Annotated in this window: 21 protein-coding genes and 1 tRNA gene; all 22 read left to right on the top strand. The window is 45.0% G+C overall.

The features are described from left to right. Positions 1-53: 53 nt before the first annotated feature. The 22 genes from yabP (at position 54) to lysS (ending at position 21,497) form a co-directional block, all read left to right on the top strand. Positions 54-350 carry a sporulation protein YabP gene (gene yabP, locus LOR49_RS15605; protein ID WP_240377879.1) on the top strand — a complete coding sequence of 99 codons (297 nt, stop codon included), beginning with the start codon at positions 54-56 and terminating at the stop codon, positions 348-350. Continuing rightward, a complete protein-coding gene (yabQ, locus tag LOR49_RS15600) occupies positions 347-925 on the top strand; it encodes a spore cortex biosynthesis protein YabQ (RefSeq protein ID WP_240377878.1) in 579 nt (192 codons plus the stop codon). Before yabP ends, yabQ begins: the two co-directional genes overlap by 4 nt. 22 nt (positions 926-947) lie before the next feature. Beyond that, entirely contained in the window at positions 948-1,334 is a 387-nt protein-coding gene (locus LOR49_RS15595; protein WP_240377877.1) for an FtsB family cell division protein, read from the top strand. Positions 1,335-1,429: 95 nt separating this feature from the next. Next, positions 1,430-1,867 carry a S1 domain-containing RNA-binding protein gene (locus LOR49_RS15590; protein WP_240377876.1) on the top strand — a complete coding sequence of 146 codons (438 nt, stop codon included), beginning with the start codon at positions 1,430-1,432 and terminating at the stop codon, positions 1,865-1,867. A gap of 457 nt (positions 1,868-2,324) precedes the next feature. Next, positions 2,325-2,401 (top strand) — tRNA-Met (locus tag LOR49_RS15585). Between the two features lie 307 nt (positions 2,402-2,708). After that, positions 2,709-5,204 (top strand): stage II sporulation protein E, encoded by a 2,496-nt coding sequence (gene spoIIE, locus LOR49_RS15580; protein WP_240377875.1) that lies wholly within the window; start codon positions 2,709-2,711, stop codon positions 5,202-5,204. Between the two features lie 68 nt (positions 5,205-5,272). Next, positions 5,273-6,016 (top strand): vWA domain-containing protein, encoded by a 744-nt coding sequence (locus LOR49_RS15575; RefSeq protein ID WP_240377874.1) that lies wholly within the window; start codon positions 5,273-5,275, stop codon positions 6,014-6,016. Position 6,017: 1 nt separating this feature from the next. Further along, positions 6,018-6,983 carry a protein kinase domain-containing protein gene (locus LOR49_RS15570; RefSeq protein WP_240377873.1) on the top strand — a complete coding sequence of 322 codons (966 nt, stop codon included), beginning with the start codon at positions 6,018-6,020 and terminating at the stop codon, positions 6,981-6,983. A gap of 40 nt (positions 6,984-7,023) precedes the next feature. Next, positions 7,024-8,442 (top strand): tRNA lysidine(34) synthetase TilS, encoded by a 1,419-nt coding sequence (gene tilS / locus LOR49_RS15565; protein ID WP_240377872.1) that lies wholly within the window; start codon positions 7,024-7,026, stop codon positions 8,440-8,442. Positions 8,443-8,538: 96 nt separating this feature from the next. Beyond that, entirely contained in the window at positions 8,539-9,081 is a 543-nt protein-coding gene (gene hpt / locus LOR49_RS15560) for a hypoxanthine phosphoribosyltransferase (RefSeq protein WP_240377871.1), read from the top strand. A gap of 66 nt (positions 9,082-9,147) precedes the next feature. Beyond that, on the top strand, positions 9,148-11,199 hold the full coding sequence (gene ftsH, locus LOR49_RS15555) for an ATP-dependent zinc metalloprotease FtsH (protein WP_240377870.1): 2,052 nt from the start codon (positions 9,148-9,150) through the stop codon (positions 11,197-11,199). A gap of 68 nt (positions 11,200-11,267) precedes the next feature. Continuing rightward, positions 11,268-12,053 carry a type III pantothenate kinase gene (locus tag LOR49_RS15550; RefSeq protein ID WP_240377869.1) on the top strand — a complete coding sequence of 262 codons (786 nt, stop codon included), beginning with the start codon at positions 11,268-11,270 and terminating at the stop codon, positions 12,051-12,053. A gap of 1 nt (position 12,054) precedes the next feature. Then, a complete protein-coding gene (gene hslO, locus LOR49_RS15545; protein WP_240377868.1) occupies positions 12,055-12,951 on the top strand; it encodes an Hsp33 family molecular chaperone HslO in 897 nt (298 codons plus the stop codon). Between the two features lie 123 nt (positions 12,952-13,074). Continuing rightward, positions 13,075-14,007 (top strand): cysteine synthase A, encoded by a 933-nt coding sequence (gene cysK / locus LOR49_RS15540; protein WP_240377867.1) that lies wholly within the window; start codon positions 13,075-13,077, stop codon positions 14,005-14,007. A 156-nt stretch (positions 14,008-14,163) separates the two neighbouring features. Next, complete coding sequence (locus LOR49_RS15535) at positions 14,164-15,642, top strand: anthranilate synthase component I family protein (protein ID WP_338021155.1); 1,479 nt, start codon at positions 14,164-14,166, stop codon at positions 15,640-15,642. Then, positions 15,639-16,223, top strand: a complete 585-nt coding sequence (pabA, locus tag LOR49_RS15530) for an aminodeoxychorismate/anthranilate synthase component II (protein WP_240377866.1) — start codon at positions 15,639-15,641, stop codon at positions 16,221-16,223. The genes LOR49_RS15535 and pabA overlap by 4 nt, the downstream gene beginning before the upstream one ends. 5 nt (positions 16,224-16,228) lie before the next feature. Next, a complete protein-coding gene (gene pabC, locus LOR49_RS15525) occupies positions 16,229-17,098 on the top strand; it encodes an aminodeoxychorismate lyase (RefSeq protein ID WP_240377865.1) in 870 nt (289 codons plus the stop codon). A 19-nt stretch (positions 17,099-17,117) separates the two neighbouring features. After that, positions 17,118-17,957: a dihydropteroate synthase gene (gene folP / locus LOR49_RS15520; protein WP_240377864.1), complete on the top strand. Its 840-nt coding sequence runs from the start codon at positions 17,118-17,120 to the stop codon at positions 17,955-17,957. Continuing rightward, a complete protein-coding gene (folB, locus tag LOR49_RS15515) occupies positions 17,950-18,315 on the top strand; it encodes a dihydroneopterin aldolase (protein WP_240377863.1) in 366 nt (121 codons plus the stop codon). Before folP ends, folB begins: the two co-directional genes overlap by 8 nt. Next, on the top strand, positions 18,312-18,815 hold the full coding sequence (folK, locus tag LOR49_RS15510; RefSeq protein WP_240377862.1) for a 2-amino-4-hydroxy-6-hydroxymethyldihydropteridine diphosphokinase: 504 nt from the start codon (positions 18,312-18,314) through the stop codon (positions 18,813-18,815). The genes folB and folK overlap by 4 nt, the downstream gene beginning before the upstream one ends. A 90-nt stretch (positions 18,816-18,905) precedes the next feature. Next, the gene (gene dusB / locus LOR49_RS15505; RefSeq protein WP_240377861.1) at positions 18,906-19,907 is read left to right on the top strand and encodes a tRNA dihydrouridine synthase DusB; all 1,002 of its coding nucleotides are present in this window, start codon (positions 18,906-18,908) and stop codon (positions 19,905-19,907) included. A 120-nt stretch (positions 19,908-20,027) separates the two neighbouring features. Next, positions 20,028-21,497 carry a lysine--tRNA ligase gene (gene lysS / locus LOR49_RS15500; protein WP_420830491.1) on the top strand — a complete coding sequence of 490 codons (1,470 nt, stop codon included), beginning with the start codon at positions 20,028-20,030 and terminating at the stop codon, positions 21,495-21,497. Positions 21,498-22,213: the final 716 nt, after the last annotated feature.

Below are 22,213 nucleotides of genomic sequence, written 5' to 3'. Positions count from 1 at the left end.
GAGGACACGCATATAAATGGGATACTACAATGATGGAAAAGGAGAGTGTCCACATGTCCTTCGGAGACGAAACGCTGTCCCAACGATCCTCTGTATCCCATGAAGTAATCCTAAAAGGCAGGAAGCAACTGGAAATTACGGGTGTAAAGGAAGTTGAAAGCTTTGATAATGAAGAATTTTTGTTGGAAACGTCAATGGGTTTTTTATCTGTTCGCGGCCACAATTTGCACATGAAAAATCTTGACGTAGAAGATGGGATTGTTTCAATTGAAGGGAAAGTAGATGACCTTGTTTACGTGGATCAGACGAGCAGCAAATCAAAAGGGTTCATAGGGAAGTTATTTAAGTGAGTCTTACCGTTCAGTTTCAGACCATGTTTGCGATGCTCGGGATGGGGATGGTCTTAGGGATGAATATTGACTTTTACCATCGTTTGACCGTAAAAACGGTACGTGCTTTGTGGACAAGGGCAATATGGGATCTTTTGTTTTGGCTGGTACAGGCTCTTCTTGTCTTTTATGTACTGCTGCATGTAAACGAAGGAGAATTAAGGGTCTATATTTTCTTGGCGCTCTTTATCGGCTTTTTTGCTTATCGTACGTGTGGGCGGGCAACTTTTCTAAAAGGAATGGAGAATGGCTTTGCGGTATTCCGCTGGTTAAGACGGGCAGTAAGCGCAATTACACGTGTCACGATTGTCTCTCCAGCCAAAATTATATTGAAACTCCTGATGTCCTTAGGTATGATTGGATTAACTTTAGTTACTAACATTTTATTCCTGTTGTGGCGAATCATTCTGTTTCCATTGAAATTGGGAGTGCGGCTCGTGACTCCACTATGCAGACGCATTTTGCCGCCCTCGCTGCTTCGTATAGTAAGGAGAGTTATGACGGCTGTAAGCAAATGGGCAGGACGACGAAACTAATAAAAGGCGGGGTGGTTGTAAGTTGATATCTGAAAAAAAGAAGATTACTGAAATTAATCAGCCCTACGTCATGAAGCAGTCCAAAGAGCAAGAAAAGCTGCAAGCGATTCGCGACAAACGACGGCGCGGACTTGTCCGGCGCCTCACCGCGCTTGCTGCAGTAGGGGTGATGATTGCCGTTGTTTTCACGGTTATTCTCGTATCGCAGTGGTCCACCATAGAGGCAAAGCAGGCAGAAAAAGAGGAACTCGAGAACAAATTAGAGGAATTACAGGTTGAAGAAAAGCGGCTCAAGCAGGAAGTTAAAAACTACAACGATTTAGACTACATAGCAGAGATCGCCCGGCGAGACTATTACTTAACAAAACCCGGCGAAACATTATTCAAACTTCCGGAAACCTCTGATTGACACCATTTTTGTCATTCGAGTATAATGGTACTAATGGATTGACTCTAAAAAGTCAGCCTTTTAATGAAAGATTAACAAGGAGGAGCTTGTTTTAAATGTCAATTGAGGTAGGCAGCAAATTACAAGGGAAAGTCACGGGCATTACTCATTTTGGTGCGTTTGTAGAGCTGCCGGATGGAAAGACGGGACTCGTTCACATAAGTGAAGTAGCTGATAAGTATGTAGAAGATATAAATCAGTTTCTTAGTGTAGGTGACGAGGTAACCGTAAAGGTAATGAAAGTAGAAGATGACGGCAAGATCGGGCTGTCCATCCGGAAAGCACAGGAACGTCCTAAGGAAGAACGTCCACGTAGTGACCGCTCTAAAGGTGATCGTCCGCGAGGAGACCGCCGCGGTAACGCAGGTAGAAGTCAACGCCCGCTCTCTTTTGAAGAAAAGATGAATCGTTTCATGAAAGATAGCGAGGAACGGTTATCATCATTACGGAAGCAAACAGATTCTAAACGAGGCGGAGGCGGCTCACGAAGATAATGTTGCTGCCAATTTTTTAAAATAAATGCTTTTAAAAGCTGTCTGAGCACATAAGATGCCCCAGACAGCTTTTTACTGTATGTGTAAAATATTACTCGATAACTTCAAAAGAAAACTGATATTTGTGGACTGAAAAGAGCGTCGGGCGGCGACTCCAGCGGGAAAAGCAACAGCTGAAGATCCCGCAGTGAGCGCTGAAAGGGAAGCAACCTAAGTTCGCGACGTCCTGTCGCAACGGTTGCATGACCTGCATCCTGCAGGCCCGAGGAAGCTGAAGCGTTGCCCGCGGAAAGCGTACGCCCAGAGCGATTGGAAGTTGGTTGTAGATGTGTAAAAACAAAGTGTTGAAAGTATTGTTCTCATAACCATTTAGGGAAAAACTTGACGCATACTTTTTACTGAAAATGGTTGACGATCGCTTGAGAACATTATATAATCAATCATGTTGCATACAAACGGCGGTGTAGCTCAGCTGGCTAGAGCGTACGGTTCATACCCGTGAGGTCGGGGGTTCGATTCCCTCCGCCGCTACCAAAACTAATAAAGAACGAAACGGATTTCACCCAAAAGGGTCAGATCCGTTTTTTTTGTGTTTCAAATAAAGGTTTTTGTGCGTGTTTCCTCTCTATGTGCTTTCTTTCTGCTTCATTTGACGTTAAAAATTGTATAGATTTGTCCGTTGTTTGGCGGAAAATACCCACAATCCTCCGTATGACAAGCACTTCGACGTTTAAAGAAAACGTCGAAGAGTTTTGTTGGATAGGCCTGTTATTTTGACAAACATTTAAAAGAATAACAGATATACTAATCAACAAAACTATGTAGCAGGTGGTGGATTGTCATGCAAAGAGATCTTGTAAAACAGGCAGAACAAACAGAACCGGTAATGGAGCAAGCATGGGGAAAAATAAAAAACTTTTCCCGAAGAACAAAAGAAAGAACTTTAAAAACGGCGGATACGGTTCTGATTCAGTGGGGCGGTCTCTTATTTATCTTAGGAATTCTGTTAGGACGCGCCGTCTTGTTAGCAGAACTTTTTCCTTTTGCGCTCCCGTTTTTTGCTGCCGTATACGCGTGGAGAAAAGATAAGAGCAGTATTGCAGCTGCTGGTATTGTCGTTGGTACTTTCTCAGGTGCGATATTTCATGGAGCTTTTATTTTGGCAGCGATTGCATTGTTTCTGGCACTTTACAAGTGGTTGACAAGCTGGGTTCGAGGCATGACTTGGGTTCTGCCAATCGCTGTATTTCTTTCCACAGCAGGAGCAAGGGCAGGTACTACATGGCTGGAAAGTGGATCCATTTCTTCGTATTCGCTGGTGATGACGGGAGTGGAAGCAGGATTAAGTTTTATATTAACGATGATTTTCTTGCAAAGTATGCCACTGCTTGTGACGAAAAAGCGTCGGAAGGCTCTAAAACATGAAGAGATTATCTGCTTTATCATCTTGCTCTCTTCTGTCATGACTGGGGCGATCGGCTGGGTTTTCTATGGAGTAGCCGCTGAGCATACGCTTGCCAGGTATCTTGTCTTATTATTTGCATATACCGGCGGCGCCGCACTAGGAGCATCTGTCGGGGTCATTGTCGGTCTCGTTCTCAGCCTGGCATCTGTTGCTAATTTATATCAGATGAGCTTGCTTGCTTTCGCAGGTTTGCTCGGCGGACTCTTAAAAGAGGGAAAAAAAGTCGGCGTTAGCATTGGATTGCTGCTTGGGACCGCTTTAATTGCTCTGTATGGAGATGGCATGAAAGGCGTTAACCTTACACTTCTTGAATCGGGAGCAGCCATCGTCCTTTTCTATCTAACCCCACGTGTTGTCACTGCTTTTATAGAGAAGTATATTCCCGGAACTCCGGAATATGCACGGGAACAGCAGCGGCACGCAAATAAATTAAGAGATCTGACGGCAGTTAAGGTAGAACAGTTTTCTCACCTCTTTCAAACCTTGTCTACGAGCTTTCTTACACAGACAGTCGGAGAGGAGGCGGAGGAACGGGAACAAAAAGACAAAGACGAATTATTAAGCAAGGTCACGGAGAAAACATGCCAAACCTGCTTCCGGAAAGAGAGTTGCTGGGTAAAACAATTTCATAAAACATATGACGGGATGTCCAATATGTTGACGGAGTTAGAGAACCATGGCAGTATTCCGATGCGGACAAAAGGCCAATGGAAGAAACATTGCCACTATCATAAGCGTATGGAAGAAGTAATGGGGGAGGAGGTTAGGCAAGATCAGGCACGTAGAACCTTAAAAAAACAAATGAAGGAAAGCCGCCAGCTCGTAGCCGATCAGCTACGCGGCGTTTCGGAAGTCATGAACGATTTCGCGAAGGAAATACAAAAAGAACAGGAAGCCCATCATGGCCAAGAGGAACAAATTTATGAAGCATTGCAAGGAGCCGGCCTCGATATCGGCCACGTTGACATCTATTGCTTGGATGAAGGGAATGTAGAAATTGAAATGAGTGTAGGAAAAGAGGGTGGTACCGAGCAGGCAGACAAAATTATCGCACCGATGCTTTCAGACATTTTGGAGGAGCATATAATCGTGAAAGAAGAAGAAGCGTACGACAATATTTCTGATTACTTAAACTTTTCATTTATCTCGGCCAGGCCTTTTACTGTCGAGACCGGCTTCACCTCTGTCGCAAAAGAGGGAAGATTAGTTTCAGGCGACAGCCATGCGGCGCTTGACGTTGGCACGGGGAAATTTGCGATCGCTATTAGCGATGGAATGGGAAGTGGGGAGAAAGCTCATCAGGAAAGCAGCTCTGCCCTGCAAATTTTACAAACGATTCTCGCCTCTGGTATGGACGAAGCGACCGCGATCCGGTCTATCAACTCAATAATGAGTCTTCGTTCTGCCGAGGAAACATTTTCGACGCTGGATCTGGCTATGATTGATCTTCAGAATGCAAGTGGGAAATTTATCAAAATAGGCTCTGTGCCAAGCTTTATTAAACGCGGGGAAAAGATAAAACAAATCGAAGCTGGTAATCTGCCCATTGGCATGATGGAGCATGCTGAATTAGAAGTAGTAACCGAAAAACTGCAAGATGGGGATATGATTATTATGATGAGCGATGGATTGCTGGAAGTTCCCGGCCCTATTGAGAATATGGAAATGTGGATTAAGCGGATGATCGCCCAACTGGAAACTGACGATCCGCAGGAAGCAGCTGACTTGCTGTTAGAACGAGTAATGAAGGTAACGCACGGACAAATTCACGATGATATGACGGTAATGGCAGCAAAAATCAAGCGAAATACTCCAAAGTGGGCAGCCATTCCAGTTGGGCACTCCATCCCCTTAAAAAAGAAGCAGGCTTAGGTTTAGTATATATTTTGTTTTCTTCGTCAAAACTATGAATATTATGGTTGACGGAGGGGACAAAGCAAATGAGCGGAGGAAAAATTAGGCAAATACTTTTACTGACAGATGGCTGTTCCAATCAAGGAGAAGATCCAGCAGCAGTTGCTGCGTATGCCTACGAGAAAGGCATTACGGTGAATGTGATTGGAATTATAGACGAAGGAGCAGGGAAAGATCATGGTATGAAGGAAGTGGATGAAATTTCCAAATCGGGCGGCGGTGTGAGTCAGGTCGTTTACGCCAGCCAGTTGTCGCAGACGGTCCAAATGGTGACAAGACAGGCGATGACACAAACGCTGCAAGGTGTCGTACACAATGAACTGCGCCACATCCTTGGGGAAGAACGGGAAATGGAGGATTTACCGCCTGAAAAACGTGGAGAAGTGATGGAAATAGTCGATGATCTCGGCGAGACAGTCAATCTTGAAGTCCTAATATTGGTGGACACGAGTGCAAGTATGAAGCCGAAACTTCCGATGGTACAAGAAGCATTAGCTGATTTATCGATTAGTTTACATTCAAGGACGGGAAAAAACCACTTTGCTTTGTTTCTATTTCCCGGGAAAAGAAAAGATGCGGATAAAGCGGCTGATTGGACAGCCAATATTAATGAATTGACAGGGACTTTTCAGCGCTTAACGACGGGAGGAGTGACCCCTACCGGCCCGGCATTAAAGACAGCCTTACGATATTTTGAAAAACGCCTTGGTAAAAGAAGCCTGAAAGCCTATGAAGCGAGGGACCTTCCAATTGAAGAATCAGGGATGTAACTTGAGTCCGGGTACTAAATGGCTTGGAAAATGGAATAGAAATCCGTACCGGGTGATAAAAAAAATAGGCGAAGGTGCAACAGGATCCGTTTATTTGGTAGCAACGCGTGCTGGACAAGCAGCGGTTAAAATTGGTGAAAACAAATTGTCATTAACGTCAGAAATAAATGTACTTAGGCATTTCTCCAAGGTCCAGGGTAACGTCCTTGGGCCTTCTTTGCTTGATGTCGATGATATCGAAATCTCCGGCGAGAGTTATCCGTTTTTTTGTATGGAATATTTAAATGGTGATTCTTTGCTGTCGTTTATTCAAAAAAAGGGAACAGAGTGGGCTCCCGTGTTACTTGTCCAATTACTAGGCGATTTGGATCGGCTCCACCGCGAAGGCTGGGTGTTTGGTGACTTAAAGCCGGATAATATCATTGTTACAGGACCGCCTTTCCGAATTCGCTGGTTTGACGTTGGGGGTACGACAAAAATAGGGAGAGCTGTAAAGGAATACACAGAATTTTATGACAGAGGGTATTGGGGGCTTGGTGACCGAAAAGCGGAGCCTTCCTACGATTTATTTGCGGCTGCTATGATTCTAATTCATTGTATCCATCAATCTCGGTTTGAGAAGCCGCGTGATAATAAAAACCCGCTTGAGTTTCTTATCAAACAAATGAATAGCGAGCCTTCCCTACGACCGTTTAAGAAAGTGTTGACGGCGGCGTTGAAGGGAAAGTATAAGGACGCCCAGCTAATGAAAAAAGATGTGATGGCTGCCATCGAGAATCGTTCTGGGTTTGAAAGGCAGCCGGTTAGCTCTCCTGCTCCCAATATAAAAAAATCACGCCGTAACCGCACAGCACCTCCTCCGAGAAAAATACGGGAGAAAAGTAAATCTTACCGCGTAGAGATTGTGCTTACGGCCTCTTTCCTCTTTTTGTCATCTATTTTATACTTGGTAGGACAATGGATGTAACTAACTGGAAAAGATTTTTGCAAGGGGGCAGCAGCGGACGATGAAAACGGACGTAGAACGGTGGATAAACGAGCACGGCTTATTGTCAAAAGGCCAAAAGATCCTCATTGCTGTATCCGGAGGGCCGGATTCAATGGCTTTGCTGCATTTTTTGTTAGAAGCGGCAACAACATGGAATATTACGATTTACGCGGCTCACATCAACCACCGACTCCGAGAAGACACGGCAGAAGCAGATGAGCAATTTGTAAAGGATTGGTGCCGCGAACATCACGTGCCGTTGTTTCATCGTTCTGTCGATGTAAAAAAGGCGGTTTTGGATGATGGGGGCAATGTGCAGAATAAGGCGCGTCAGCTGCGGTATGATGCACTTAGAAAGATAATGAAAGATGAAAATATCCCTATTCTTGCCACCGGCCACCATGCGGATGATCAAGTGGAGACGATGCTGATGAAACTAGTAACAGGACGAGGGATACTGGGAGAATTAGGCATGGCAGCAACGCGTCCATTTGTGGAAGGGAGACTAATCCGTCCCTTACTGTCGGTAACAAAAGCGGCTATTCTCTCCTATTGTGAAGAAAATGCGGTGCCTTACCGCGTTGATGAAAGTAATACCTCTGATAAATATACGCGTAATCGATTTCGCCACCATGTGCTTCCTTTTTTACAAGCAGAAAACCCACTTGTTCACCGTCACGTTCAGCAATATATAGAGTGGACAACAGCTGAAGAAGAATATATAAAGCAGGCAGCGGCAGTAGAGATTAACAAGCGGATCACGGAGCGCCATGAAGATTTTGTGACAATACCGGTGAGCCGCTTAAAGGAACTGCCTTTCCCTTTACAAAGAAGGGGGATTCATCTAATATTAAGTTATCTTTGTGAAAAAAAAACACCACAATTGTCTCTTATACATATTGAGCAGCTGCTAACGTTAATGCAACAACCTAATTCTTCTTTTTCGTTGGATTGGCCGGCAGGACTCAAGGTTACCCGTTCCTATGATACCCTCCTGTTTTTTTTCGAAGGAGTGACAGAAGAGAAGCAAGGTGATATATCACCAGTTGTTCTTCCACTTCCTGGGCAGGTTTGTATTTACTCTTTTTCTTTCCAGGCGCAAATGATTGTTCCTGAAAGCACTTGGTCAGATGATGAAACTGTGTTGCTTTGTAAGAAGGAAGATGTTACGCCTCCTTTCACTATTCGCTTTAGTGAACAAGGTGATAGAATGACCATCTTAGGCATGACAGGAAGAAAGAAGGTCAACCGCATTTTTATCGACGAAAAAGTACCTCGGCACCACCGTGAAAGATGGCCGGTCATTACCGATGCCGAGGGCACGATATTGTGGCTGCCTCGCCTGAAGAAATCAGCCCGGCACATACAGCGCCCTAAAGCAGGTGAAAGCTATGTCCTGATTAGGCTCGAGAATGGACCTTGCAACGATTATAATTAATAATCGCTGCAAGATGAATGTTTGCCGGCAGTCATGGTAAGATTAATAACGAATTATGAATCAACTAGTTTTCCTAGGAGGGTATTAGAATACAAGATGCATGAGGATATTCAAAAAGTTTTAATAAGCGAAGAGGAACTACAGCAAAAGATAAAAGAATTAGGAAAGGAACTTACGGAACAATATCAAGGCCATTTTCCACTCGTTATTGGTGTGTTAAAAGGTGCGCTTCCTTTTATGGCGGACGTAACAAGACGGATCGATACCCACTTGGAAATTGACTTTATGGATGTTTCCAGTTACGGCAAGGGTATGGTATCATCCGGTGAAGTGAAAATTATTAAAGATTTAGACACGACGGTAGAAGGCCGTGATGTCATTATTCTAGAGGACATCATTGACAGTGGATTGACGCTTAATTATTTAGTTAACTTAATCAAACACAGAGGTGCCAAGTCTGTACGCATTGTTACCTTACTTGACAAACCGGATGGGCGAAAGGTAGATCTTGTTCCGGATGCCGTTGGATTCACCGTTCCGGATGAGTTCGTTGTCGGATTTGGACTGGACTATGCAGAGAAGTACCGGAACCTCTCATACATTGGCATTTTAAAGCCTGAGATTTACAAGGGATCTTGATTGTAGGGAAGAAAACAAATGTGATACTATTATCTAAGTTGTCGATGCCTTGGGAGGAGGTCAAGAATGAATCGGATTTTTCGAAATACCGTTTTTTATCTATTGTTATTCCTCGTCATTATAGGGATTATTAGTTTCCTCAGCAAGGACCAGACGGAGACAAATGTAATGACGACAGGTGAATTTTTAACTAAATTAGAAAATCAGGAGATTGTCTCTGCCACGCTCCAGCCAGAAGGCGAGGTCTATCTTGTCACCGGAAAAGAAGCAGGAAAAGGTGACGAAAGTTTTCAAACATACCTGCCTGTTTCTGAACAGAACACGCAGCTACTTATGACAGCAGAGGGGCCGGGAGGAGATCAGCTGGCTTTAGAAACGAAACCCGCTCAAGAACCAAGCGCCTGGGTGACGTTTTTTACATCTATTATACCTTTTGTGATCATCTTTATTTTGTTTTTCTTCTTGTTAAGCCAAGCACAAGGCGGTGGCGGCCGTGTCATGAATTTTGGCAAAAGCAAAGCGAAGCTCTATCAGGAAGATAAGAAGAAAGCACGATTTAAAGATGTTGCAGGTGCAGAAGAAGAGAAGCAAGAGCTTGTTGAAGTAGTAGACTTTCTAAAGGATCCGCGTAAATATGCAAGCATCGGTGCCCGTATTCCAAAAGGGGTCTTGCTTGTGGGACCACCGGGGACGGGTAAAACGTTGATCGGACGCGCGGTAGCCGGTGAAGCCGGTGTCCCGTTCTTCTCGATAAGTGGTTCAGATTTCGTAGAGATGTTTGTCGGGGTCGGTGCTTCCCGAGTCCGTGATCTATTCGAAAATGCGAAGAAAAATGCCCCGTGTATTATCTTCATTGATGAAATTGACGCAGTGGGAAGACAACGTGGTGCAGGCCTTGGCGGCGGACACGATGAAAGAGAGCAGACATTGAATCAGCTCTTAGTAGAGATGGATGGTTTCGATGCGAATGAAGGGATTATCATCATTGCTGCGACGAACCGTGCAGACGTTCTCGATCCTGCTTTGCTGCGCCCGGGACGTTTTGACCGTCAAATCTTAGTTGGACGTCCTGATGTTAATGGGCGTGAGGAAATTTTACATGTTCACTCGCGCAATAAGCCATTAGCAGAAGACGTAGACTTGAAGGCGATTGCCCAACGGACCCCTGGATTTTCAGGTGCTGACTTAGAAAATCTCTTGAATGAAGCTGCTCTTGTGGCTGCAAGGGAAGGCTTGCAAAAGATCCGCATGTCGCACGTGGAAGAAGCGATTGACCGTGTGATAGCCGGCCCCGCGAAGAAAAGCCGGGTCATTTCGAAAAAAGAGAGAGGGATTGTTGCCCATCACGAGGCTGGGCATACCGTTGTTGGTGTGAAATTGGAAAATGCCGATCTCGTCCACAAAGTGACCATTGTACCACGCGGCCAGGCTGGTGGTTACGCAGTAATGCTTCCAAAAGAAGACCGCTATTTTATGACGAAGCCGGAACTGATGGATAAAATAGTCGGACTGCTTGGTGGGCGTGTCGCGGAAGAGGTTATGTTTGGAGAAGTCAGTACCGGTGCGCATAACGACTTTCAGCGCGCTACGGAGATAGCCCGTAAAATGGTAACAGAATACGGTATGAGTGAGAAACTGGGGCCTCTCCAGTTCGGATCGAGTTCTGGCGGGCAGGTGTTTTTAGGCCGTGACATCCAAAACGAACCGAACTACAGTGATAAAATCGCTTATGAAATCGATCAGGAAATACAAAAGATTATCAAAGACTGTCACGCCCGTTGTAAGCAGATATTGACAGAACACAAGGATAAACTGGAGCTTGTCGCACAACACCTCTTAGAGCTTGAAACATTGGATGCAAAGCAGATCGAATCCCTCGTACAAGAAGGAAAACTGCCGGATGATCATCATTCAACTAAGAGTAATGAGGAAGTCGGCGCTTCTGGTCAACATGTTGATCATGACAACATGAAAGTGACGATTCAGTCAAAATCGGACAACGAGGATGACCAAAAAGAAAACGGGAATGAAGACAAAGCCCATCAAAAGAATACTGATTTGGAAAACATGGGAACGAACAAACCTCCTTCCGGTGAGGATGAGGATGAACGTAAATAGCTGGTTATAAAGGGGTGCCATTGGGAGGCACCTCTTTTTTCACATCAATTTATAAAGAGGGTCTTGTCATGATACTTGCAATGGCTGTAGGGAATACGAACACGGTAATTGGATTATACAGGGAAAGAGAGCTGTCAGCTCAATGGCGGTTATCTACGAGTGAGAGAAAAACAGAAGATGAATACGGTCTGCAGGTAATGGAACTGCTGGATAGTATTCACGCAGAAAAAGACAACATTACAGGCATTATTATTGCCTCTGTGGTACCGCCTCTTTTAACTACGTTAGAGAAAATGTGTGTAAAGTATTTCAGTATTGCCCCGATGATTGTAGGTCCAGGTATTAAAACAGGTTTGAATATCCGATCGGACAATCCGCGTGAAGTAGGAGCAGACCGGATCGTGAACGCGGTGGCAGCTCTCCGGGAGCATAGCGGTCCACTAATTGTCGTGAACCTTGGTACGGCTGCAACCTTTTGCTATATTGATCAGCATGGGGAATATAGCGGTGGAGCGATTGCACCAGGGCTTGGTGTATCTACTCATGCCTTGTTTTCGGAAGCCTCTAAGCTGCCGCGTATTGAAATTACAAAACCAGACCATATTATCGGCAGGAACACGGTCGACGCGATGCGCTCCGGAATTTATTATGGATACGTCGGTCAGGTAGACAGCATTATTTATCGGATGAAAAGAGAAATAAAGGGTAAGCCCTTTGTAATAGCTACAGGAGCTTATGCGGAATTGATCGGTCCGTCAGCGGTGAACATTGATAAGGTTGATCCGTGTTTAGCATTAAAAGGACTTCGGTTTATTTATGAGAAAAACAAAGTGGTTATTGGAAAGGAAGAATAGTATGGGTGACTATATAGTGAAATCGGTAGCTTATGAAGGGAAAGTACGAGCATACGCTGTTCGCACGACGGAAATGGTAAATGAGGCAGCAACCCGGCATCAAGCATGGCCGACTGCAGCAGCAGCGCTTGGCAGGGCCATGACAGCAGGTTCCATGATGGGAGCAATGCTGAAGGGAGAAGATAAACTGACGATAAAAATTGAAGGCCGGGGTCCGATGGGACCGATCATCGTCGATAGTAATTCTCAAGGCGATACACGAGGATATGCTCATAATATGCAGGTGCACTTTGACTTGAATAAGCATGGTAAATTGGATGTGGCCCGGGCTGTAGGAACGAACGGTTCGTTATCCGTTGTGAAAGACTTAGGTATGAGAGAACATTTCACCGGCAGCGTGCCGCTTGTTTCGGGGGAGCTCGGAGAAGATTTTACGTATTACTTTGTCACTTCTGAACAAATCCCATCATCCGTTGGCCTTGGAGTACTTGTAAACCCTGATCATACGATCCGTGCCGCCGGGGGTTTTATATTACAGCTCTTGCCAGGTGCCGAAGATGAGGTAGTGGACCAATTGGAGCAGCAGATAGCGGCAATGCCCCCTGTTTCAAAATTAATTGAAAAAGGAAAGACACCGGAAGAGATGCTTCACGTCATACTCGGAGATGAAGTGAAAATACTCGAGCAGCATCCCGTTGCATTTTCGTGTCATTGTTCTTCAGAACGAGTGGCGAATGCGCTTATTTCTTTAGGAGCTGAGGAATTACTGGATATGATAGAAAAAGACCACGGTGCGGAAACACAGTGTCACTTCTGTAATGAAAAGTACCATTTTTCAGCAGATGACCTGGAAACTCTCCGCCAAAAAGCGCTTAACATCGAAAACAACCGCCAATAAACCTAGAAAGACATTCGGATTAGGTAGTTGAACAGCTATTTTTTTATTGACACTGTATATAATACTTGCTACTATAAAAGTAATAAAACCAATAAACTTACTTGGTCTTAAGGAGGAAACCGTATGAAGGTCGGGAATAACATTACGGAGTTAATCGGGAATACACCTCTTGTGAAGCTGAATCGTCTAACTGGTGAAAATGATGCAGATGTTTATTTAAAACTTGAATATATGAACCCGGGCAGCAGTGTAAAAGATCGGATCGCACTCGCGATGATAGAGGCGGGAGAAAGAGATGGTAAGCTGAAACCTGGCGATACTATTATTGAGCCGACGAGTGGCAATACCGGTATCGGGCTTGCGATGGTGGCCGCGGCAAAAGGATACCGGGCAATACTCGTTATGCCTGAAACGATGAGTATGGAACGTCGTAATCTTCTGCAGGCATATGGTGCGGAACTTGTTTTAACACCAGGACCGGACGGCATGGGGGGCGCTATTAAAAAGGCGAATGAACTTGCAGAAGCAAAAGGTTACTTCGTCCCACAGCAGTTTGAAAACCCGGCTAACCCGGCTATTCATCGAGAAACAACCGGTCGGGAACTGTTGGAGCAGGTTGATGGCCAACTGGATGCTTTTATCTCTGGTATAGGTACAGGCGGAACCATTACTGGCGCAGGTAAGCTCTTGAAAGAACACTTTCCGAACCTGAAAGTCATCGCCCTCGAACCAGCCGATTCCCCTATTTTAAGTGGCGGCAGTAAAGGGCCTCATAAAATACAAGGACTTGGTGCCGGCTTTATTCCAGAAACTCTCGATACAGACAGTTACGATGAAATCGTGACCGCAACGACAGAACAGTCGTTTGAATATGCGCGCCGTGCAGCCCGGGAGGAAGGAATACTCGGCGGAATCTCATCCGGTGCAGCGATTTACGCAGCAGTGGAAGAGGCCAAGAAACTCGGAAAAGGGAAAAAAGTTGTAGCCGTTATTCCAAGTAATGGCGAACGTTATCTCAGTACTCCTCTGTACCAATTCGAAGAAGAGAATAACTAGCCAAGACGGGAAATGGTTCCGATCATCGTTTTTAGATGACCGGGACCATTTTCCTTTTGCATCTCCTGGGACTTTTCCCTAACTTTTTTTCTGATCAGACATCTAATGTGATACTCTGAAAAGGATGAGTATTTTAACGAGGAAGAAGGTATAACGGTGAATGAACATTTAGCTCCGCTGCCAGACCGTACGAAAACATATAAAGCGTTTGGGCTGTCTTTTTGTTATCCGGAGGAGAAATTTTTCACTTGCTATCAGGTGTTAAGTGAAAACAACCCGTACCATGTGTTGCTCGAAAGCGGGCAGAAAGGGCGTTTCAGCATGGCTGCATTCACGCCTTTTGCGGTCATAACCGGTAAAAACGGAGTAACAAGCGTACAAACGAATGACGGTGTCCACACCATGTATGGTGACCCGCTGGAAGCGATGAAAAATTGGCTCACCCCATACAAAACTGAAACGAACCGGTTCCTTCCTGACTTTCAAGGCGGAGTGATCGGTTATATTAGTTATGATTACAGCCGCTATATGGAAGACATGCCAAACCAGGCTGAAGATGATCTCGGTACAAATGACCTCTGTTTTCTAGCTTTTCATCAAGCATTTGTCTATGATCATACGGAGGAAAAGCTTTGGGTTATCGTCGTTGATGTTGACGAGGCAGCGGCTGAAAAAGAGTTGTTACAGCTTAGAGAAATGTGGGAAGATTGCAGGGATGCTTCTCCGCATTATTCAGAAAAAGGGCGTGAGGCTGTGCCAGCGGTTGATGAACCTGTTACTTCTTTTACAGAGGAGTCTTTTGCTGCAGCAGCTGAGAAAATTCGCTCGTATATTCGCACTGGCGACAGTTTTCAAGTCAATCTATCTGTCCGGCAGAAACAGCCATTACATACCCCACCCCTACATATATACAAAAAATTACGAGAGTTAAATCCATCTCCTTATATGGGTTATTTTCATACTCCGGATCTTCAACTTGTTAGTGCATCGCCGGAACTGCTTATAAAAAAACGCGGGAATGAAGTGTCTACCCGCCCGATAGCAGGAACAAGGCCGCGGGGTAAATCAGAGAAGGAAGATCTTTTTTATGAGGCGCAAATGATGAATTGCGCGAAGGAGCAGGCAGAACATATCATGCTTGTTGATTTAGAGCGTAATGATATAGGGAAGGTTTGCCGGTACGGATCCGTTGAGGTCGATGAATTGATGGTCGTAGAACGGTACTCGCACGTGATGCATATTGTTTCCAATGTAAAAGGAACACTTGCCGAAGATATGGACGTGTATGGTATGATAAGAGCAGCCTTTCCAGGCGGAACCATTACAGGAGCGCCGAAAATTCGCACGATGGAAATAATTGAAGAACTTGAGCCGGTGAGACGAGGGATTTACACGGGTTCCATCGGCTGGATTGGATTTAACCAAGACGCTGAGTTAAATATTGTTATTCGAACATTGATTGCGAAAGACGGCGCAGCCTATGTTCAAGCCGGTGCAGGGGTCGTTATTGATTCGGATCCTCGAGCGGAGTTTAATGAATCATTGAGGAAAGCCCAAGCACTATGGAGGGCAAAAGAGATGAGTGAAGCAGAGTTTGGTGTAATGAGTGGAGAAGAGGAGGAGATTCAAACATGATTTTAATGATCGACAACTATGATTCCTTTACGTATAATCTCGTTCAGTTTCTAGGTGAAATGGGCGAAGAGTTAGTGGTGAAACGGAATAACAAGATCACTATAGAAGAAATGGAAGAAATGGCACCTGATTTCTTAATGATCTCGCCAGGACCCTGCACCCCGAATGAAGCAGGTATCAGCATGGAGGTCATCCGCCGTTTTGCGGGGGAAATACCGATTTTTGGCGTTTGTCTCGGCCATCAGGCGATTGCCCAAGTATTTGGCGGAAAGGTTATCCAGGCGGAGCAGCTGATGCACGGAAAAACATCAGCGATCCACCACGATGGCAAACTGGTTTATAAGGGTCTTGCCCAGCCGTTTACGGCAACACGCTATCATTCATTAATTGTAGAGAGAGAAAGTCTCCCGGATTGTCTTGAAATAACGGCTTGGACGAATGACGGAGAGCTGATGGGCATACGTCATAAGGAGCTTCCAGTGGAGGGTGTTCAGTTTCACCCTGAATCCATTATGACAGCGGACGGAAAAAAGTTGCTTCAAAACTTTATTGAGTCCCACCGGGTTGGCCAAGGAGTATAAAAGCGATGTATGTATATATAGATGGTGACATAGAAGAGGCGGGCGCTGCTCGTCTTTCTGTTTTTGAGCATGGTTTTATGTATGGACTCGGTTTATTTGAAACGTTTCGGATATATAATGGCCATCCCTTTCTTCTGGATGACCATTTCAGACGGTTAGAAGAAGGGCTGCGCGAAATGAACGTGTCGTGGGTATACGACCGCCAGCAAGTGCTTGAACAGGTTGAAAGTTTAAGAAAGGCGAATGCATGGGATAACGCGTACGTCCGGTACAACGTCGCAGCCGGTACAGGAATGCTAGGACTTACTGCAAATGAATATACGGCACCGACGATCGTTATTTATATGAAACCACTACCCCCAGCGGAGGAAGAGCGTACCGTCGTCAAGACCGGCCGGCTGTTAACCATCCCGCGAAACACCCCGGAGACATCTAAACGCTTGAAGTCACACCACTTTTTAAACAATATAGCAGGCAAACGGGAAGCCGGTGACAATCCTGAAGTAGAAGGACTATTTTTGAATGAGGCCGGGAAGTTGGCAGAAGGAGTCGTTTCTAATCTATTCTGGGTGAAGGATGATACCCTTTACACACCGGCACTTGACACGGGGATTTTAGCAGGAGTTACTCGTGCTTTTGTGTTACAGGCCGCAGAAAAGCATTCTGTTTATATTCGAGAAGGCCATTTCGATGCTGCTCATTTATATCATGCAGATGAAGTGTTTGTAACGAATTCCATTCAAGAGATTGTGCCGTTTTCTGCGGTAGATGAGCATACTTTTCGCAACAACTGTCATTCAATCACAGCTCTGCTGCAAAAAGAATATGCGAAAGGACGCGAAAAGCTCTGGAAGGCACAAGATCTTTTTTTGTGAGAAAGGAAGGGAGAAACTGATGGAAACCGTAATGAAAGCCGGGGCGTGGCAACTAGACTTTTCGGCTAAAACACAGGTGATGGGGATATTGAACGTGACGCCGGATTCATTTTCAGATGGTGGGCAATTTGATACGGAAAAGCGGGCGGAGATGCGTGCTCGTGAGATGATCAATCAAGGTGCCGATATTATCGATATAGGGGGCGAATCCACAAGGCCGGGCGCTGAAAAAGTTGATGTTAAAGAAGAACTGGAACGAGTTATCCCAGTGATCAAGGCGGTATCGTCGGCAGTAAATATCCCGATCTCCATTGATACGTACAAAGCAGAAACAGCAAGCAAAGCCATTGAAGCAGGGGCATCTATTATCAATGATGTCTGGAGAGCTACGGCAGATCCAGATATGGCTTATACAGCTGCTTATTATGATGTGCCGATTGTCCTCATGCATAACCGAACTGACATGAACTATCAAGATATCATGACGGATATTCGAGAGGATATGGAAGAAAGCATTGCTATTTGTCACAGGCATGGCGTGAAAGACGAACGTATAATCTTAGATCCAGGCATCGGCTTTGCCAAAACATATGACCAAAACTTAGAAGTAATGAGAAGACTGGAGGAGTTTACGGCAATCGGCTATCCTGTTTTGCTTGGAACGTCGCGCAAGTCGTTGATAGCGAAAACGTTAGGCCTTCCTCCGCAAGAACGTGTCGAGGGGACGGGCGCAACGATTAGCCTTGGAATCGAACGAGGCTGTCATATTGTCAGGGTTCATGATGTTCTTGAAATGAGTAGAACGGTAAAAATGATGGATGCCATGCTCGGTAAAGGCGAGGTGAAGACCGTTGGATAAGATCTATCTTAATGGTATGGAGTTTTATGCCTACCATGGTGTCTATGAGGAGGAAAACAAATTAGGTCAACACTTTACCGTAGATCTAGTTTTAGAAGCTGATTTAAAAGAAGCGGCGCTCGAAGATAATCTGGAGAAAAGTGTGAACTATGCGGACGCCTATGCAATTGTAAAAGATGTCGTTGAGGGGAACACGTATGATCTAGTGGAAACGATCGCCGAGAATATCAGCTTACAGGTATTAAACCATTTTGCGATTGTGGATCAAGTGAAGGTGAAAGTAGTGAAGCCAAATCCGCCGATTCCCGGCCACTATCAATCCGTTGCGATTGAGATGACAAGGAGACGCGCAGAATGAAACATCGTGTCTTTGTAGCCCTCGGCTCTAATATAGAGGATCGGGCACTTTATTTGCGACAAGCAATAGAAAAACTGAACGAACAAGAAAGAATTAAGGTAACTCGCCTGTCTTCTATTTATGAAACAGAACCTGTCGGAATGCAGGATCAAGCAAAATTTCTAAACATGGTTATGGAGCTTTATACCTCCTTGAATCCGCTTGAATTACTGCAAATGACACAGCAGGTTGAACGGGAATTGAAGCGGACACGAGAGGTACGGTGGGGTCCGCGGACAATAGACCTTGACATTTTACTTTTCAATGATGAAAATATTAGAATGGATGAATTAATCGTCCCACACCCACGGATGTGTGAGCGCGCCTTTGTTATCGTGCCGCTCCGTGAAATCGCTCCTGCTGCTCGTTGTCCTCAAAACGGCTGGACTGCTGCAGAGATGTTCGTGCGCTTACCAGAGGAGGAAAAAGCAGGAGTTGTACTGTGGAAGAAATCATCTTAGAGAATAAAAGGAAGAACACGCCTATCTGAGAAACAGCAGAAAGGCTCCACATAAAGATTAAGGAATTCTCAAGACAGGAGGGTGAATAGTGTGTTGAAGATCGGTGATATTGAAATGAAAAACCAAGTGGTGCTCGCGCCGATGGCCGGTGTTTGCAACCCTGCGTTTCGCTTGATCGCGAAGGAGTTTGGGACAGGTCTCGTCTGTGCGGAAATGGTAAGCGATAAAGCGATACTCAATAAAAACGAAAAATCGCTGAAGATGCTTTATGTGGACGAGCGCGAAAAACCTTTAAGCCTGCAGATTTTTGGAGGAGATAAGGAAACGATGGCGGAGGCGGCGAAGGTCGTCGACACGCAAACAAACGCCGATATCATTGATATAAACATGGGATGCCCGGTGCCGAAAATTACGAAATGTGACGCAGGGGCGAAGTGGCTCCTTGATCCCGATAAAATATATGAAATGGTAGAGGTTGCCGTAAAAGCGGTGAATAAACCGGTTACGGTAAAGATGAGAATGGGCTGGGATGATGAACACATTTTAGCGGTTGAAAATGCCAAAGCAGTTGAAGCAGCTGGAGGAAAAGCGGTCTCCGTACACGGAAGAACTCGTGTACAGATGTATGAAGGTACAGCAAATTGGGATATTCTGAAAGAAGTAAAAGAAGCGGTGAACATTCCGGTAATAGGAAATGGAGATGTCAAAACACCTCAAGACGCCAAAGCAATGCTCGAGCAAACGGGTGTGGACGGTGTGATGATAGGACGTGCTGCCTTAGGTAATCCGTGGATGTTGTACCGGACCATTCACTATCTGAAAACGGGCGAACTGGCTGGTGAGCCATCTAATCGCGAAAAAATTGATGTGTGCATGATTCACATGGATAGGCTGATTCATTTAAAGGGAGAGGACGTAGCCGTACGCGAAATGCGTAAGCACGCAGCTTGGTATCTAAAAGGAATGCGCGGTAATGGTAAAGTTCGCAGTCAAATTAACCAGCTTCATAAACGAGATGATGTTGCTTGCGCCTTGTACGATTTTATTGATAGTCTTGAACAGGAGAAGAGTGTACGAGCATCAGCTGTTTAAAAGGGTGGTAATTTCTTGTGAAGCCTGGGACTGGCATCTTTCAGAAAGGAAGAGTCAGTCCCTTTAAATGATGAAAGGGAGTTGAAGGTGTTGAGTCAGGAACAAGAGTATAACGATCAAATGCAGGTACGAAGAGAAAAAATGCAGGCGCTTCTCGAGCAAGGTGTAGATCCGTTCGGTCAAAAGTTTGAGAGAACCCATACGGCTTCGTCTATGACAGACGAGTTTGATTCGTACAGCAAAGAAGAACTGGAAGAGCAAGAAGGAAAGCAGATCTCTATAGCAGGTCGTGTGATGACGAAGCGCGGAAAAGGTAAAGCTGGTTTTGCACATATTCAGGACTTAAGCGGACAGGTGCAAGTGTATGTTCGAAAAGACCAAGTTGGAGAGGAAGCATACGAGCTTTTTCAAAACACGGATATCGGTGATTTTATCGGTGTTACCGGGACAGCATTTAAAACGAAGGTTGGAGAGCTGTCTGTTAAAGTAAATCATTATGAATTATTATCTAAAGCACTTCGCCCTCTTCCGGATAAATTTCATGGACTAAAAGACGTCGAACAACGTTACCGGCAACGCTACTTAGACTTAATCGTCAACCCGGAAGTCCGCTCTACCTTTGTAACTCGCAGTAAAATTATGCAGTCCATGCGTCGATACTTAGATGATAAAGGATTTCTGGAGGTAGAGACCCCGATGCTCCACTCGATTCCCGGCGGGGCAGCAGCACGGCCTTTTATCACGCATCATAATGCGCTTGATATGGAGCTTTACATTCGTATTGCCATCGAACTTCATTTAAAAAGGTTAATTGTAGGCGGGTTGGAGAAGGTGTACGAAATTGGACGTGTCTTTCGGAATGAAGGAATATCTACTCGGCACAATCCTGAATTTACAATGATTGAGCTTTATGAAGCTTACGCGGATTATGAAGACATCATGGATCTTACGGAAAGTTTAATTGCACACATTGCAGAAGAAGTGCTTGGGACGACAAAAATCACTTATGGTGAATATGAGGTAGATTTAACCCCACCATGGCGTCGCGTACACATGGCAGATGTGATCAAGGAAGAGACAGGCGTGGATTTCTGGGAAGAAATGAGTGATGAAAAAGCACGGTCACTTGCAAAAGAACATAAAGTGCCTATCACCGAAACGATGAGTGCGGGCCATGTCATGAACGAATTTTTTGAGCATTTTGTAGAAGATAAATTAATACAGCCTACTTTTGTTTATGGACACCCAACGGCAATCTCACCTTTAGCTAAGAAAAATGCCGATGACTCCCGTTTTACAGATCGCTTTGAATTGTTTATCGTAGGACGCGAGCATGCTAACGCCTTTACAGAATTAAACGATCCAGTTGATCAGCGCCAACGCTTTGAGGCTCAGGTCCTAGAGCGGGAACAAGGAGATGATGAAGCGCACATGATGGACACCGACTATTTGGAGGCTATGGAGTATGGATTGCCACCAACTGGAGGTCTCGGAATTGGGATTGACCGGCTTGTTATGCTTTTAACGAATGCGGCGTCAATTCGAGATGTGCTGCTGTTCCCACAAATGCGCAAGCAATCAGCTGATTAAGATTTTGGAAGGGGCTGTATCAAAAGGTCATAAAAAATGACCCTTTTGATAGCCCTTTTTTCAATTCTATAAGATTTGTCGTTACGATTAATTTATACTCATTCATATAGATGGCTCTTCAGGTTCACTTGCCGCGGGCGAGGCTTCAGCTCTTGCTTCGATGCACAGGACGCGGCCGTGTTTAGCCGACGTCCCGCAGGCGCCTCACCTGATCGCATTCAAAGTAGCGGAGCGAAAAACGATCCAACATTTTATGCCAATCAACAAAAAAATCGCCTCTTTCGGTATAACGAGGTCACCACAACCCATTAATGAAAGAAGTCGGTTTTCTATGAGTAACCAAACGGTCACTTTCCAAGAGTACACCATGAAGCAGTTGTATCTTCCTATGGATTTTCCGGGTTTATTTCCGGAAGATCAGGTTGCCGGATTGTAAGCGACATGATCGACACCCTGAACGACCAGCTGTTTTAATCGTCCTGTACGGATACACCTAGAAGAGCAATATAGAGTGAGGAAAGAGCCTTAAAAAGAAATATTTTTTTAAAAGAAAAGGGTTGTAATGATCAGCTACTAATGGTATATTATTATCTGTCGTCGAGAAACGACGCGAAAAACACCATGATTTAAAGAAGTTAAAAAATATGTTGACACTGATTGATATGGGTGTTAATATAAAAAAGTCGCCAATCAGAGGCGTCGAAAGAAAACGGAAA

This window comes from Bacillus piscicola (assembly GCF_022458745.1).
Taxonomy (GTDB): domain Bacteria; phylum Bacillota; class Bacilli; order Bacillales; family Marinococcaceae; genus Alteribacillus_A; species Alteribacillus_A piscicola.
The sequence above is the reverse complement of the archived record's forward strand: the minus strand, read 5'-3'. Positions and strand labels throughout refer to the sequence as shown.